The organism is Nonomuraea guangzhouensis, assembly GCF_019396345.1.
GTDB classification, from domain to species: domain Bacteria; phylum Actinomycetota; class Actinomycetes; order Streptosporangiales; family Streptosporangiaceae; genus Nonomuraea; species Nonomuraea guangzhouensis.
Map to the genome: position 1 here is coordinate 478,419 of NZ_JAHKRM010000004.1, position 14,057 is coordinate 492,475.

Annotated in this window: 12 protein-coding genes; 1 reads left to right on the forward strand and 11 read right to left on the reverse strand. The window is 69.0% G+C overall.

Annotation, left to right across the window (positions count from 1 at the left end; translation table 11 throughout):
• Positions 1 to 25: 25 nt before the first annotated feature.
• Genes tpiA through gap form a run of 3 tightly spaced genes read right to left on the reverse strand, consistent with a single transcriptional unit; the run spans position 26 to position 2,996 of the window.
• Positions 26 to 808 carry a triose-phosphate isomerase gene (gene tpiA / locus KME78_RS10480; protein ID WP_246650894.1) on the reverse strand — a complete coding sequence of 261 codons (783 nt, stop codon included), beginning with the start codon at positions 806 to 808 and terminating at the stop codon, positions 26 to 28.
• Complete coding sequence (locus KME78_RS10485) at positions 805 to 1,992, reverse strand: phosphoglycerate kinase (RefSeq protein ID WP_219528583.1); 1,188 nt, start codon at positions 1,990 to 1,992, stop codon at positions 805 to 807. Before KME78_RS10485 ends, tpiA begins: the two co-directional genes overlap by 4 nt.
• Positions 1,992 to 2,996: a type I glyceraldehyde-3-phosphate dehydrogenase gene (gap, locus tag KME78_RS10490; RefSeq protein ID WP_219528584.1), complete on the reverse strand. Its 1,005-nt coding sequence runs from the start codon at positions 2,994 to 2,996 to the stop codon at positions 1,992 to 1,994. Before gap ends, KME78_RS10485 begins: the two co-directional genes overlap by 1 nt.
• A gap of 186 nt (positions 2,997 to 3,182) precedes the next feature.
• On the opposite strand from gap, the gene KME78_RS10495 reads away from it, so the two are divergent.
• Complete coding sequence (locus tag KME78_RS10495) at positions 3,183 to 3,794, forward strand: hypothetical protein (protein WP_219528585.1); 612 nt, start codon at positions 3,183 to 3,185, stop codon at positions 3,792 to 3,794.
• A 492-nt stretch (positions 3,795 to 4,286) separates the two neighbouring features.
• Here the strand turns inward: KME78_RS10495 and whiA are convergent, their stop codons facing one another.
• The 8 genes from whiA to uvrA form a co-directional block, all read right to left on the reverse strand.
• Positions 4,287 to 5,267, reverse strand: a complete 981-nt coding sequence (whiA, locus tag KME78_RS10500; RefSeq protein WP_219528586.1) for a DNA-binding protein WhiA — start codon at positions 5,265 to 5,267, stop codon at positions 4,287 to 4,289.
• 71 nt (positions 5,268 to 5,338) lie between these two features.
• Positions 5,339 to 6,256, reverse strand: a complete 918-nt coding sequence (locus KME78_RS10505) for a gluconeogenesis factor YvcK family protein (RefSeq protein WP_219528670.1) — start codon at positions 6,254 to 6,256, stop codon at positions 5,339 to 5,341.
• 110 nt (positions 6,257 to 6,366) lie between these two features.
• The gene (gene rapZ, locus KME78_RS10510) at positions 6,367 to 7,233 is read right to left on the reverse strand and encodes an RNase adapter RapZ (protein ID WP_219528587.1); all 867 of its coding nucleotides are present in this window, start codon (positions 7,231 to 7,233) and stop codon (positions 6,367 to 6,369) included.
• Between the two features lie 22 nt (positions 7,234 to 7,255).
• A complete protein-coding gene (gene uvrC, locus KME78_RS10515; protein WP_246650896.1) occupies positions 7,256 to 9,166 on the reverse strand; it encodes an excinuclease ABC subunit UvrC in 1,911 nt (636 codons plus the stop codon).
• Positions 9,167 to 9,262: 96 nt separating this feature from the next.
• Positions 9,263 to 9,703: a Rieske (2Fe-2S) protein gene (locus KME78_RS10520; RefSeq protein WP_219528589.1), complete on the reverse strand. Its 441-nt coding sequence runs from the start codon at positions 9,701 to 9,703 to the stop codon at positions 9,263 to 9,265.
• A gap of 45 nt (positions 9,704 to 9,748) precedes the next feature.
• A complete protein-coding gene (locus KME78_RS10525; protein WP_219528590.1) occupies positions 9,749 to 10,204 on the reverse strand; it encodes a Rieske (2Fe-2S) protein in 456 nt (151 codons plus the stop codon).
• A gap of 104 nt (positions 10,205 to 10,308) precedes the next feature.
• The gene (locus KME78_RS10530) at positions 10,309 to 10,737 is read right to left on the reverse strand and encodes a Rieske (2Fe-2S) protein (RefSeq protein WP_219528591.1); all 429 of its coding nucleotides are present in this window, start codon (positions 10,735 to 10,737) and stop codon (positions 10,309 to 10,311) included.
• Between the two features lie 460 nt (positions 10,738 to 11,197).
• Positions 11,198 to 14,038 carry an excinuclease ABC subunit UvrA gene (uvrA, locus tag KME78_RS10535; RefSeq protein WP_219528592.1) on the reverse strand — a complete coding sequence of 947 codons (2,841 nt, stop codon included), beginning with the start codon at positions 14,036 to 14,038 and terminating at the stop codon, positions 11,198 to 11,200.
• Positions 14,039 to 14,057 lie beyond the last annotated feature (19 nt).

The window sequence follows — 14,057 nt, forward strand, 5'->3', positions numbered from 1 at the left end:
AAGTCGCACCCCCGGAACGACTCAGTTAGCCGGACATATCGGAGAAACGGCAGATCTTTACGAACTCCCCGGCATCGATGCTGGCACCGCCCACGAGGGCGCCGTCGATATCGGGTTGAGCCATGATCCCAGCGATGTTGCCCGACTTCACTGACCCTCCGTAGAGGATACGTACTGCTGAGGCCACTTCGGGGTTGTACAGCTCAGCGAGTCTGCCTCGCAGCGCTCCACAGACCTCTTGGGCGTCCTCGGGAGTGGCCACCTCGCCGGTGCCGATCGCCCACACCGGCTCGTAGGCCACCACTATCGATTGTGCCTGCTCAGCGGAGATCTTGCGCAGTCCACCGTCAAGCTGGTTCAGGCAATGTGACACGTGTTCGCCCGCCTGGCGCACGGGCAGACCCTCGCCCACGCACAGGATCGGCGTGAGCGAGTGACGGAACGCCGCCTGCACCTTGGCGTTGACCAGGTCGTCGTCCTCGTGGTGGTACTGGCGCCGCTCCGAGTGGCCGGCCAGGACGAACGTGCAGCTCAGCTTGGCCAGCATCGCGCCCGATATCTCGCCGGTGTAGGCGCCCGCGTCGTGCTGGGACAGGTCCTGCGCGCCGTAGACGATGCGCAGCTTGTCGCCGTCGACGAGCGTCTGGACGCTGCGCAGGTCGGTGAAAGGCGGCAGGACGGCCACCTCCACCTTGTCGAAGTCCTTGTCGGTCAAGGCGAAGGCGAGCTTCTGGACCAGCGAGATGGCCTCAAGGTGATTGAGGTTCATCTTCCAGTTGCCGGCGAAGAGCGGCTTTCTCACGGTCAGTCCTCCAGGGCGGCGAGTCCGGGGAGGGTCTTGCCTTCGAGATATTCGAGGCTCGCTCCGCCACCGGTGGAAATGTGCGAGAAGCCGTCTTCGGGCAGGCCGAACTTGCGCACGGCCGCCGCCGAGTCACCGCCACCGACCACCGTCAGGGCCTCGGCCCTGATCAGCGCCTCGGCCACGGCCCGGGTGCCCCCGGAGAAGGCGTCGAACTCGAAGACGCCCATGGGGCCGTTCCAGAAGACGGTTTTGGCATCGGCCAGCTTGGCCGCGAACAGCTCACGGGTCCTGGGCCCGATGTCGAGCCCCTCGCGGTCGGCCGGGATGGCGGTGGCCTCGACCACGTCGTGCGGCGCGTCCTCGGCGAAGCCGGTCGCGGCCAGCACGTCGACGGGCAGCACGAGGTCGACGCCACGCTCGGCGGCCTCGTTGAGGAAGCCGCGCACCTGGTCGAGCTGGTCCTCCTGGAGCAGCGACTTGCCGACCTCGTAACCCTGCGCCTTGAGGAAGGTGTAGGCCATGCCGCCGCCGATCAGCAGCCGGTCGACCTTGGCCAGCAGGTTGGCGATGACGCCGAGCTTGTCGGAGACCTTGGCGCCGCCCAGCACCACCACGTAGGGGCGCTCGGTGTCCTCGGTGAGCCTTCTGAGCACCTCGACCTCGGCCACGATGAGCCCGCCCGCCGCGTGCGGCAGCAGCCGGGGCACGTCGTAGACGCTGGCGTGCTTGCGGTGCACCGCGCCGAAGCCGTCGCCCACGTAGAGCTCGGCGAGTCCGGCCAGCTTCTCGGCGAACGCGCCCCGCTCGGCGTCGTCCTTGGACTCCTCGCCCGGCTCGAACCGCAGGTTTTCCAGCAGGGCGACCTGGCCCTCGCCCAGCGCGTCGACGACGCCGCGCGCGCTGTCGCCGACCACGTCGGTGGCGAAGGCCACGTCCTCGCCGAGCAGCTCGGCGAGGCGTTCGGCGACCGGCTTCAGGGAGAAGGCGGGGTTCGGGCGGCCCTTGGGGCGGCCCAGGTGAGCGCAGACGACGACCTTCGCGCCCGCGCCGGTCAGAGCCTTGATCGTCGGCACCGAGGCACGGATGCGGCCGTCGTCGGTGATCGTCTCACCGTCGAGTGGGACGTTGAGGTCGGCGCGTACGAGCACGCGCCGACCCTTCACATCAAGATCGTCGAGCGTACGCATCAGAGGTCCGCGCCCACCAGCTGGATGAGGTCGACGAGGCGGTTGGAGAAGCCCCACTCGTTGTCGTACCAGCCGACGACCTTGACCTGGTTGCCGATGACCTTGGTCAGGCCGGCGTCGAAGATGCAGGAGTGCGGGTCGGTGACGATGTCGCTGGAGACGATCTCGTCCTCGGTGTAGCTGAGCACGCCCTTGAGCGGCCCCTCGGCGGCGGCCTTGTACGCGGCGTTGACCTCTTCGACGGTCACGTCACGGGAGACCTCGACGGTCAGGTCGGTGGCCGAGCCCGTGGGGATCGGCACGCGCATCGCGAACCCGTCGAGCTTGCCCTTGAGCTCGGGCAGCACCAGGCCGATGGCCTTGGCCGCACCGGTCGAGGTGGGCACCACGTTGACGGCGGCGGCGCGGGCGCGGCGCAGGTCCTTGTGCGGGCCGTCCTGCAGGTTCTGGTCCTGCGTGTAGGCGTGGATCGTGGTCATCAGGCCCTTCTCGATGCCGAAGGCGTCGTTGAGGACCTTCGCCAGCGGAGCCAGGCAGTTGGTGGTGCAGGAGGCGTTGGAGATGATCGTGTGCTTGGCGGCGTCATAGGTGTTGTCGTTGACACCCACCACGATCGTGACGTCCTCGTTCTTCGCCGGAGCGGAGATGATGACCTTCTTGGCGCCGTTGTCGGCGTGCACCTTGGCCTTGGCCGCGTCGGTGAACAGGCCGGTCGACTCCAGCACCACGTCGACGCCGAGGTCGGCCCACGGCAGCTTGGCCGGGTCGCGCTCCTCGAAGACCTTGATCGCCTTGCCGTCGACGATGATCTCGTCGCCGGATGCCTTCACCTCGTAGGGCAGGCGGCCGAGGATGCTGTCGTACTTCAGCAGGTGGGCGAGCGTCGCATTGTCGGTCAGGTCGTTGACCGCAACGATCTCGATGTCCTTGCCACTGGCGGCCACCGCACGCCAGAAGTTGCGGCCAATGCGGCCGAAGCCGTTGACGCCTACGCGGATGCTCACGGGAACCGATCTCCTCGTACGTGATGGCGAGCTGAATACCTCGATGACAAACCCTATCGGACCCAAATTGGTTTAGACCACTGGACTCCCCTTACCGCGAATCCGCGATCCGGCCGCGCGATTTGTGAGCTTCGAGTAAAGTGCCCGACTCATCGGAGTAAATTCGGGCATTCTCTGGGGGCTGAGATGTCACAACCTAGGTCCAGGCTGCTCTCTGGCCTGGTCGTGGGCTTCATGGCCATGCTCATCTGCACCATCGCACACGCGGCGGCACTCCACTACGGAGCCCGCTTCCTTCCGGCTGCCTTCCTGGCCGCCGGCGACGGTCTCTGGGCGCTGGCAGCGATCGCCTTCGCCATCGCTCTCCTCCTGTCTCTCCTGGTGTTCCTGGCCAGATCGAGCAGCCGGGTGCTGCCCTGGTGGTCAGCCCTCTGCGCGATCGCGGCGGTGGCCCTGGGCGGGACCACCGCCCGCGCGACGAGCACCGGCGGCCAGCCGGACCTGAGCCTCGACCGGCTCAGAACCACCTTCCCGAGCGAGCTGACGAACCTCTGGTCCTCGCTGAAGGACTCCTGGGAGCCTTGGCTGCCCCTGGCCGCGGCGGCGCTGACGGCCTATGTGGTCGTACGCATCCGGGTGGGCCGCGTCCGAGCCCGCCAGACGTCCGTCACCCCACCCGAGGACCCGACCCCCGCCGAACCGGAGTACCGGGCCCCCTTCGAGCCCCTCCAGAGCCCCACCAGCCCCTCCCGCCCCACCGGCGACCTCTTCGCCCCAAGGGACCCGGGCCCCGCCTGAAAAGGCACACCAGCCCGATCCACGCAATCGGCATACAAGCCCGATCCATGGACTCGGCACACGAGCTGACCCACAGAATCAGCGCACGAGCTGGCCCACGGAATCGGCGCGCAAGGCCGATCCACGGAATCGGCCGGCGATCCCGCACGTCACGGCGAGAAGCCCCCTCGCCGGAGGAGCGTTCCCCTGGACAGGGCCCAGCTCACGACGGCGGTTGGCGCCCACCGTGCCTGCCGTACAGCATGGACCGCCTTGACGACAGGCCGCGCACGGAGAGCACCCGCGCAGAAAGACCCGCACCACGATCACCAACCCGCACAGACAGGCAACCACCGACCGGCACAGGAAGACCGCACGACAATCACCGACCCGCACAGAGAACGGCTGTACCGGGCCCGCACACGCCACGAAGCCGAACCGAGCAGCACAGAAAACGGCCTTACCAGGCCCGCGCACGCCACCAAGCCGCACAGAACCGAACAGAGAACGGTTTCACTGGGCGAGCATGTCCACGGTGAGGTTGGCCTCGGTGTTGGGGATGCCCAGGTCGGTCGCGCGTTTGTCGGCCATCGCCAGCAACCGCCGGATACGTCCGGCGATCGCGTCCTTGGTCAGCGGCGGATCCGCGATCTGCCCCAGCTCCTCCAGCGACGCCTGCTTGTGCTCCACCCGCAGCCGCCCCGCGATCACCAGATGGTCGGGCGCCTCGTCGCCCAGGATCTCCAGCGCCCGCTGCACCCGCGCCCCCGCCGCCACCGCCGCCCGCGCCGAGCGGCGCAGGTTGGCGTCGTCGAAGTTGGCCAGCCGGTTGGCCGTGGCCCGCACCTCGCGGCGCATCCGCCGTTCCTCCCAGGCCAGCACGCTGTCGTGCGCCCCGAGCCGCGTGAGCAGCGCGCTGATGGCGTCGCCGTCACGCACCACCACCCGGTCGACGCCGCGCACCTCCCGCGCCTTGGCGTGGATCTTGAGCCGGCGCGCCGAGCCCACCAGCGCCAGCGCCGCCTCGGGCCCCGGGCAGGTCACCTCCAGCGACATGGAACGCCCGGGCTCGGTCAGCGAGCCGTGCGCCAGGAACGCCCCGCGCCACGCGGCCTCGGCGTCGCAGGCGGCCCCCGCCACCACCTGACGAGGCAGGCCGCGCACCGGGCGCCCGTGATTGTCGATCAGACCCGTCTGCCGGGCCAGCGCCTCACCGTCGCGGTAGACGCGCACGACATAGCGCGATCCCTTGCGCAGCCCGGCGGGTGCCAGCACGAGCACCTCGGCCTTGTGACCGAACACCTCCCCGATGTCCTTGATCAGCCGCCGCGCGGTGGCGTTGGTGTCGAGCTCCGCCTCGATCACGATGCGCCCGCCCACCAGGTGCAGCCCACTGGCGAACCGCAACAGCGTGGACACCTCCGCCTTCCGGCAGCAGGGCTTCAGCACTGGCAGGCGGCTCAGCTCGTCCTTCACCACACCCGTCATCGCCATAAGCGTTAGTCCTCCCCCATTCAGACCGACTCTCAGCAGTCTCTCGCACCTTTGCGCCGCGCCGACCAGGATCAACGCTTCTGGAGGAAAATCTCGTCCAGGACGGAGGCAAGACGTCGTGCGTCATGTCGGGGAGAGCCGTCGGCGGCGGCGACGTCGGCCATGACGAGCCGCCCGCCGAGCGCGGCGGCGGCCTTCTCCAGGGCGTCGGGGTCATCGACCACGCCGGTGTCGGCGAGCACGACGTCGACCCGCAGATCGCGCGCGTGCTGCCGGAGCACCTCCAGGTGCTGCTGGGGTGAGAAGTCGTCGGTCTCGCCGGGCTGCGGCGCCAGGTTGAGCGTGACCAGCCGCTTGGCCTTCGACTCGTGCAGCGCCCTGGCCAGCGCGGGCACCTTGAGATGCGGTAACACGCTGGTGAACCAGGACCCCGGCCCGAACACCAGCCAGTCGGCCTCCAGCACGGCCCGCACGGCCTCGGGCCGCGCGGGCGGGTCCTCCGGCACCAGCGAGATGGCCTGCACCCGGCCGGGGGTCAGCGCGCAGGCCACCTGCCCGCGTACGGTCGAGATGACGCCGTCGAGCTCCACCTCGGCCACGATGTCGAGCGGCACCGACGCCATCGGCAGCACCCGGCCGTGCGCGCCGAGCAGCCGGCCCACCCAGTCGAGGCCCGCCACGGGGTCGCCGAGCAGCTCCCACAGCGCCACGATGAGCAGGTTGCCCACGGCGTGGCCGTGCAGATCGCCCTCGCTCCGGAAGCGGTGCTGGACGACCTCGCTCCAGGTGCTCCCCCACTCGTCGTCGCCGCAGAGCGCGGCCAGCGCCATGCGCAGGTCGCCGGGAGGCAGTACGCCGAGCTCGCGCCTGAGCCGCCCGCTGGAGCCGCCGTCGTCGGCGACCGTCACCACCGCGGTGAGGTCACCGGCCACGCCGCGCAGCGCGGAGAGCGAAGCGTAGAGCCCGTGACCACCGCCCAGCGCCACCACCCGCGGCCTATCCTCGGACACCGTGCCCGCTAGATCACCGGCCAGGCCCGCCAGATCACCGGACACCGGCCCCGCTACGACCGCGTCACCTGGGGCGTCGCCCTCATCGGTCACTCCCGCCCCACATCCCGGTGGCTGACCTGTACTTCCATGCCGCGGTCACGCAGGCGGCCGGCGACCTGCTCGGCCATGGCCACGCTGCGGTGCTTGCCGCCCGTGCAGCCCACCGCCAGCGTCGCGTAGCTCTTGCCCTCGCGCGCGTATCCGGCGGCGATCACCTGCAGAACCTCCTCGTACGCGTCGAGGAACTCCTTCGCGCCGGGCTGGCCCAGCACATAGTCGCGCACCGGCGCGTCCAGCCCGTTCATCGGCCGCAGGTCCGGCACCCAGTGCGGATTGGGCAGGAACCGGCAGTCGACCACGAGGTCGGCGTCGACCGGCAGCCCGTACTTGAAGCCGAACGAGACCACGTTGAGCCGCAGCCCCGGCCGGTCCTCACCGCCGAAGAAGTTGACGATCTTGCTGCGCAGCTCGTGCACGTTGAGCGAGGAGGTGTCGATCACCAGGTCGGCGTTGGCCCGCACCTCGCGCAGGATGCCCCGCTCACGGGCGATGCCGTCGACCAGGCGGCCCTCGCCCTGGAGCGGGTGCGGTCTGCGGACGTTCTCGAACCTGCGCACCAGCCCCTCGTCGCTGGCTTCCAGGAACACCACGCGCACGCGTACGCCCCGGCCTTCGAGCTCTTCGATGGCGGCGTTGAGGTCGGTGGTGAAGGCCAGGCTGCGCACGTCGACGACGGCGGCCACCTTGTCGGCGGCCAGCTTGACCTTGCCCGCCTCCTCCGCCATGGCGAACAGCAGACCCGGCGGCAGGTTGTCGATGACGAACCAGCCCAGATCTTCCAACGCCTTGGCCGCGGTGCTGCGCCCCGCCCCTGACATGCCGGTGACGATGACGAACGCCGGCTCGGTGTTCATTGCCTCACTCCGTTCGGCGGGCTCACTGTCCCTCCCCCTTCAGCGTCGACGCGATCACCTCGGCGATGGCCGGACCGATGCCGGGGACCTGGCAGATCTCGGCGGCAGTGGCCTCGCGCAGCTTCTTCACGGAGCCGAAGTGTTTGAGAAGCGCCTGCCTGCGCGCCGGCCCCAAGCCGGGCACGGTGTCCAGCGCGCTCTCCTTCACGGTCTTGGACCTCTTAGCACGATGGTAGGTGATGGCGAACCGGTGTGCTTCGTCCCGCACGCGTTGCAGCAGGTAGAGACCCTCACTTGAGCGTGGCATGATCACCGGCTGATCGTCGCCGGGCAGCCACACCTCTTCGAGCCGTTTGGCCAGACCGCACACGGCGACGTCGTCGATGCCGAGCTCGTCGAGCGCCCGCTGGGCGGCGGCCGCCTGGGGGCCCGCGCCGTCGACCACGACCAGATTGGGCGGGTAGGCGAACTTGCGCGGCTTTCCGGTCTCCGGATCGATGGGCCCGTTGGGTCCCTCGGGGTCGTCGTCGGCCGCCAGCTCGCCGGTGGCCGAGCGCTCCTCCAGATAGCGCCGGAACCGCCGCTGGATGACCTCGTAGATGGAGGCGACGTCGCCTTCCTTGGTCCGGACGGCGAACCGGCGGTATTCGCTCTTGCGCGGCAGGCCGTCCTCGAACACCACCATCGACGCCACGACGTTCTCGCCCTGCAGGTGGGAGACGTCGTAGCACTCGACGCGCAGCGGCACCTGGTCGAGGTCGAGCGCGTCGGCGATCTCCTGCAGCGCCTTGCTGCGGGTGGTCAGGTCGCCGGCCCGGCGGATCTTGTGCTGGGCGAGCGACTCCTTCGCGTTGCGCTCGACGGTCTCCATCAGCGACTTCTTGTCGCCGCGCTGCGGCACCCGGACCTCGACCCGGGCGCGGCGCTGCTCCGACAGCAGCTCGGTGAGCGCCTCGGCGTCAGGCGGCAGCACGGGCACGAGGACCTCGCGGGGCATCGACTCGGCGCCCGCGTCGCCGTACATCTGCAGCAGGAACTGCTCGACCAGCTCGCCGGGCGAGGCCTCCTCGACCTTGTCGACCACCCAGCCGCGCTGGCCGCGGATGCGCCCGCCACGCACGTAGAAGACCTGGACGGCGGCTTCGAGCGGGTCTTCGGCCAGCGCGATCACATCCGCGTCGGTGCCCTCGCCGAGGACGACGGCCTGCTTCTCCAGAGCGCGCTGCAGGGCCTGGATGTCGTCGCGGAGCCTGGCGGCCCGCTCGTATTCCTGCTCCGCGGCGGCCTCGCGCATGTCGCGCTCCAGCCGCTTGATGAAGCGGCCGGTGTTGCCCGCCATGAAGTCGCAGAAGTCTTCGGCCAGGTCGCGGTGCTCCTCCGGCGTGACCCGGCCGACGCACGGCGCCGAGCACTTGTCGATGTAGCCGAGCAGGCACGGCCTGCCGATCTGCCCGGCCCGCTTGAACACGCCCGCGCTGCACGTGCGGACGGGGAAGACGCGCAGCAGCAGGTCGACGGTCTCGCGGATGGCCCAGGCGTGCGAGTAGGGGCCGAAGTAGCGGGTGCCCTTGCGCTTGGCGCCCCGCATCACCTGCACGCGCGGGAAGTCCTCGGCCATGGTGACGGCGAGGTAGGGGTAGGACTTGTCGTCGCGGTATTTGACGTTGAAGCGCGGGTCGAACTCCTTGATCCAGGAGTATTCGAGCTGCAGCGCCTCGACCTCGGTGCCGACCACCGTCCAGTCGACGTCGGCGGCGGTGGTGAGCATCGACTGCGTGCGCGGGTGCAGCGCGGAGAAGTCGGCGAAGTAGGAGTTGAGCCGCTGCCGCAGGCTCTTGGCCTTGCCGACGTAGATCACTCGGCCATGCGTGTCCCTGAACCGGTAGACCCCCGGAGAGTCGGGAATGGAGCCCGACCGGGGCCGGAAGCTCAGGGGGCTGCGCGTTGATCTCGCCACGTTCAAAGACTAACGGGCCGCACCGACAAGGCAGCCCGCCGTACCAGTCATCCTGGTACGGCGGGCGTGCGCCTAGGCGAGCGTGATCTGATCTCCGTCCACCTTGATCTGCTGCTCCGGAAGCGGCTTCTTGGCCGGTCCGGCGGTGACGGAGCCATCCTCGATCTTGAACTTGCTGCCATGGCACGGGCAGTCGATCGTGCCGTTCGCGACGCTGGCCACCGAACACCCCTGGTGGGTGCAGATCGCGCTGAACGCCTTGAACTCGCCCGACTTGGGCTGCACTACCACCACCTTCTGCTCCTTGAAGACCGTCCCCCCACCGACGGGGATCTCGGAGGTCTTCGCCAGCGCGCCACCCGCGGCAGCCGGAGCGCTGGACTCCGTCGTGGCCGCCGAGGCCTGCGTGCCGGACGTGGCGTCATTACTACCGCACGCGGTCAGCGCCAGTGCCAGGCCACCCACACCCACACCGGCGATCACCGCCCTGCGACTCTGAAGGTCTTCTCCCATGTCGCCCACCCAACCGCACACAGGTGAGAAATTCATGAGGACTCGCTACGCGAGCGTGATCTTGCCGTCGCTCACCTTGATCTTCTTCTCCGCCAGCGGCTCGGAAGCCGGCCCACCTGCGACAGAACCATCCGAGATCTTGAACTTGCTCCCGTGGCACGGGCAATTGATGGTGCCGTCGGCCACCTCGTCGACCGTGCACCCCTGATGGGTGCAGACCGCCGTGAACGCCTTGAACTCACCCTCCGTCGGCTGGGTGACCACGATCTTCTGGCTCTCGAAGACCTTCCCGCCCCCGCTGGGGATGTCGCCGGTGTCGGCGAGCGCCTTGGCGCCGGTTGACTTCTTCTTCTTCGGAGCCTCGGACGACGGTTCGTCGGCCGGGGGTGCCTCACTCGCCTGAGTCGTGGGCGAGCCGTAGCTCGCGCAAGCGGTCATCACCACTGCGAGCCCGGCGCCTCCGGCTCCAAGCACCACCGCCCGGCGCGTCGTTTCGGTCATCGTGCGTCCTCCCAGGTCTAGTTCTCTCTTTAGGTACGGCCAGCGCCCTCGCGCCGGTTCAGCGTGCCGTACGCCAATCCCGGAAACCACGCAGAATTACCTGTTCAAACCACCACGACGCCGTCACCCTCGACTTTGACCCGATAGACCACCAGCGGCGCGGTCGCGGGCCCCTGCAGCGCCTTGCCGCTGTCGGCAGCGAACTCGCTGCCGTGGCACCCGCACGTCATGACGTTCTTCTCGGGCGCGCTAACGACACACCCCTTGTGCGTGCAGACCGCGCTGAACGCCTTGAAGACGCCCTTCGCCGGCTGGGTGACCACGATCTTGTACTCCTGCACGACGATGCCACCGCCCACGGGCACGTCCGCGACCTTGGCGAGCACCTTCCCCTTGATCCCGGCCACCGGCTCCGCCTTGGCACCGCTGCCGCAGCCCGCGACCGCGAGCCCGCACGCCGCCAATCCGGCCGCTCCCAGCGCCTCGCGACGCCCGATTTCAGGCATGGCGCTGCCCAGCTCCGTCATCCCCATGGTGCCGACCCTTCCCCGTGGCCACTGACCCCCTGCAGGCCAGGCCGCTGTCGTCGGGTCAACTTTATTGCCGACCCCCCTCGGTCCCCCGCCCGGGTCAGGCCCACGGACCGAGCGGCCACCCACTCCAGCGGGCCTCGGCCGGGCCACCCGGGGACCCGGGATCGTCCCGCAGCGCCGAACGGCCGCCTGCCCCGAACACCCGAACGGCCGCCTCCCGCGCCAGGGACCGTTCGTTCAGCGGCTGACCGCACCACCAGATGTCTCCGCCGGGACCCGCACAACCGATGCGGCCCGCACGGCCGCCCGCCTCAACACCACAGCCATCACCAGGCAGCACCCGACCCCGCCCCTGGACACGGTCAGGTCCGAGGAGCGGGGTCACATGGCGTGCGAACCCCGAGGCCCGGAAGGTGCGTAGTTCTGTGCAGTGGACCCCCGCCGCACAGAACCCCACCCCTCAGAGCGAAAGGATCTTACGAAGGAAGCGCCCCGTGTGACTCTCATCCACCAGCGCCACCTCCTCCGGTGTACCCGTGGCAACCAGCGTGCCGCCCCGCGACCCACCCTCAGGCCCCATGTCGATCACCCAGTCGGCCGTCTTGATGACGTCCAGGTTGTGCTCGATGACGATCACCGTGTTACCGCCGTCGACCAACCGCCCGAGCACACCGAGCAGCCGCCGGATGTCCTCGAAGTGCAGTCCGGTGGTCGGCTCGTCGAGCACGTAGATCGTCCGCCCCGTCTGCCGGCGCTGCAGCTCGGAGGCGAGCTTGACGCGCTGCGCCTCGCCACCGGAGAGCGTGGTCGCCGGCTGGCCGAGCCGCACGTAGCCGAGGCCGACGTCGTTGAGCGTCTGCAGGTGCCGCTTGATCGCCGGAATGGCGTCGAAGAAGCCGAGCGCCTCCTCGATCGGCATGTCGAGCACCTCGGAGATCGTCTTGCCCTTGTAGTGCACCTCCAGCGTCTCCCGGTTGTAGCGGGCGCCGTGGCACACCTCGCACGGGACGTACACGTCGGGCAGGAAGTTCATCTCGATCTTGATGGTGCCGTCGCCCGCGCACGCCTCGCAGCGACCGCCCTTGACGTTGAAGCTGAACCGTCCCGGCTGGTAGCCGCGGACCTTCGCCTCGGTGGTGGCCGCGAACAGCTTGCGTACGTGGTCGAACACGCCGGTGTAGGTGGCCGGGTTGGAGCGCGGGGTGCGCCCGATCGGTGACTGGTCGACGTGTACGACCTTGTCGACCTGATCCATGCCGTTGATCCGCGAGTGGCGTCCCGGCACCGTGCGGGCGCCGTTGAGCTCCTTGGCCAGCGCGTTGTAGAGGATGTCGTTGACCAGGGTCGACTTGCCGGACCCCGACACGCCGGTGACCGCGGTGAACAGGCCGAGCGGGAACTCGATGTCGACGCCCTTGAGGTTGTGCTCGCGCGCGCCCTTCACCGTGATCTGTCGCTTCTTGTCGCGCTTGCGGCGCTTGGCGGGGATCGGGATGCTCTTGCGGCCGGACAGGTATTGACCGGTCATCGACTCTTCGCTGGTCAGCAGCTCCTGGACGGTGCCGGACACGACGACCTGGCCGCCGTGCTCGCCCGCGCCCGGGCCGATGTCGACCACCCAGTCGGCGGCGGCGATCGTGTCCTCGTCGTGCTCGACGACGATCAGCGTGTTGCCCATGTCGCGCAGCCTGATCAGCGTGTCGAGCAGCCGCATGTTGTCACGCTGGTGCAGGCCGATCGACGGCTCGTCGAGGACGTACAGGACGCCGACCAGGCCGGAGCCGATCTGCGTGGCCAGCCGGATGCGCTGTGCCTCGCCGCCCGCCAGGGTGGCGGCGGCGCGGTCCATGGTCAGGTAGTCGAGGCCGACGTCGAGCAGGAAGCCCATGCGGGCGTTGATCTCCTTGACGACCCGCTCGGCGATCTGCATGTCGCGGTCGGACAGCTTGAGCTCGGCGAGGAACTCCGCGCACTCACCGATCGACATGGCCGCCACGTCGGCGATCGACCGGTCCGCGACCGTGACGGCCAGCGTGACCGGCTTGAGCCTGGCGCCCTTGCAGGCCGGGCAGGGGATCTCCCGCATGTAGCCCTCGAACCGCTCGCGGGTCGAGTCGCTCTCCGCTTCGACGTGCCTGCGCTGGACCCACGGGATGACGCCCTCGTAGGTCGTGTAGTAGGAACGCTGCCTGCCGTAGCGGTTGCTGTAGCGGACGTGCACCTGCTCGTCGTGGCCGAACAGCAGGGACTTCTGCGCCGCCTTGGGCAGCTTCTCCCAGGGTGTGTCGAGGGTGAAGCCCATGGTGTGGCCGAGCGCCTCGACCAGCCTGACGAAGTATTCGCTGGTGTGGCCGCCGGACCACGGGTGGAGCGCGCCGTCTCGGAGCGTGCGCTCCGGATCGGGTACGACCAGGTCGGGGTCGACCTCCATCTTGGTGCCGAGCCCCGTGCACTCGGGGCAGGCGCCGAAGGGCGAGTTGAAGGAGAACGAGCGGGGCTCCAGCTCCTCGAACGACACGTCGTCGTAGGGGCAGTAGAGGTGCTCGGAGAAGAAGCGCTCCCGGTTGGGATCGTCTTCGGGCAGGTCCACGAACTCCAGCGTGATCGTGCCGCCGGACAGCTGCAGCGCGGTCTCGACCGAGTCGGTGAGCCGCCGGCGCGACGACTCCTTCACCGACAGCCGGTCGACGATGACCTCGATGTCGTGCTTCTCCTGCTTTTTCAGCGTGGGTGGCTCTTCCAGCCGTACGACGACGCCGTCGACCCGGGCGCGGGCGAAGCCCTTGGTCTGCAGTTCGCGGAACAGCTCGGCGTATTCGCCCTTGCGGCCCCTGACAACCGGGGCCAGCACCTGGAAACGGGTGCCCTCCTCGAAGTCCATCACGCGGTCGACGATCTGCTCCGGCATCTGCCTGGCGATCGGCCGCGCGCACACCGGGCAGTGGGGCATACCGATGCGCGCCCACAGCAGCCTCAGGTAGTCGTAGACCTCGGTGATCGTGCCGACGGTCGAGCGGGGGTTTTTGCTGGTGGCCTTCTGGTCGATCGACACCGCGGGCGACAGGCCCTCGATGAAGTCGACGTCGGGCTTGTCCATCTGGCCGAGGAACTGGCGGGCGTAAGCCGACAACGACTCGACGTAGCGCCGCTGACCCTCAGCGAAGATCGTGTCGAAGGCCAGGCTCGACTTGCCCGAGCCGGACAGGCCGGTGAAAACGATCAGAGAGTCTCGCGGCAGGTCCAGCGAGACGTCTTTGAGGTTGTGTTCTCGTGCACCACGCACGATCAGGCGGTCTGCCACGGCGATCCCGGATGTCGAA

Excerpts from the sequence above, each read along its gene's own strand:
- KME78_RS10530 (WP_219528591.1), bottom strand. The coding sequence starts at position 10,737 with ATGGGGATGACGGAGCTGGGCAGCGCCATGCCTGAAATCGGGCGTCGC.
- KME78_RS10525 (WP_219528590.1), bottom strand. The coding sequence starts at position 10,204 with ATGACCGAAACGACGCGCCGGGCGGTGGTGCTTGGAGCCGGAGGCGCC.
- rapZ (WP_219528587.1), bottom strand. The coding sequence starts at position 7,233 with ATGAACACCGAGCCGGCGTTCGTCATCGTCACCGGCATGTCAGGGGCG.
- KME78_RS10495 (WP_219528585.1), top strand. The coding sequence starts at position 3,183 with ATGTCACAACCTAGGTCCAGGCTGCTCTCTGGCCTGGTCGTGGGCTTC.
- whiA (WP_219528586.1), bottom strand. The coding sequence starts at position 5,267 with ATGGCGATGACGGGTGTGGTGAAGGACGAGCTGAGCCGCCTGCCAGTG.
- KME78_RS10520 (WP_219528589.1), bottom strand. The coding sequence starts at position 9,703 with ATGGGAGAAGACCTTCAGAGTCGCAGGGCGGTGATCGCCGGTGTGGGT.
- KME78_RS10485 (WP_219528583.1), bottom strand. The coding sequence starts at position 1,992 with ATGCGTACGCTCGACGATCTTGATGTGAAGGGTCGGCGCGTGCTCGTA.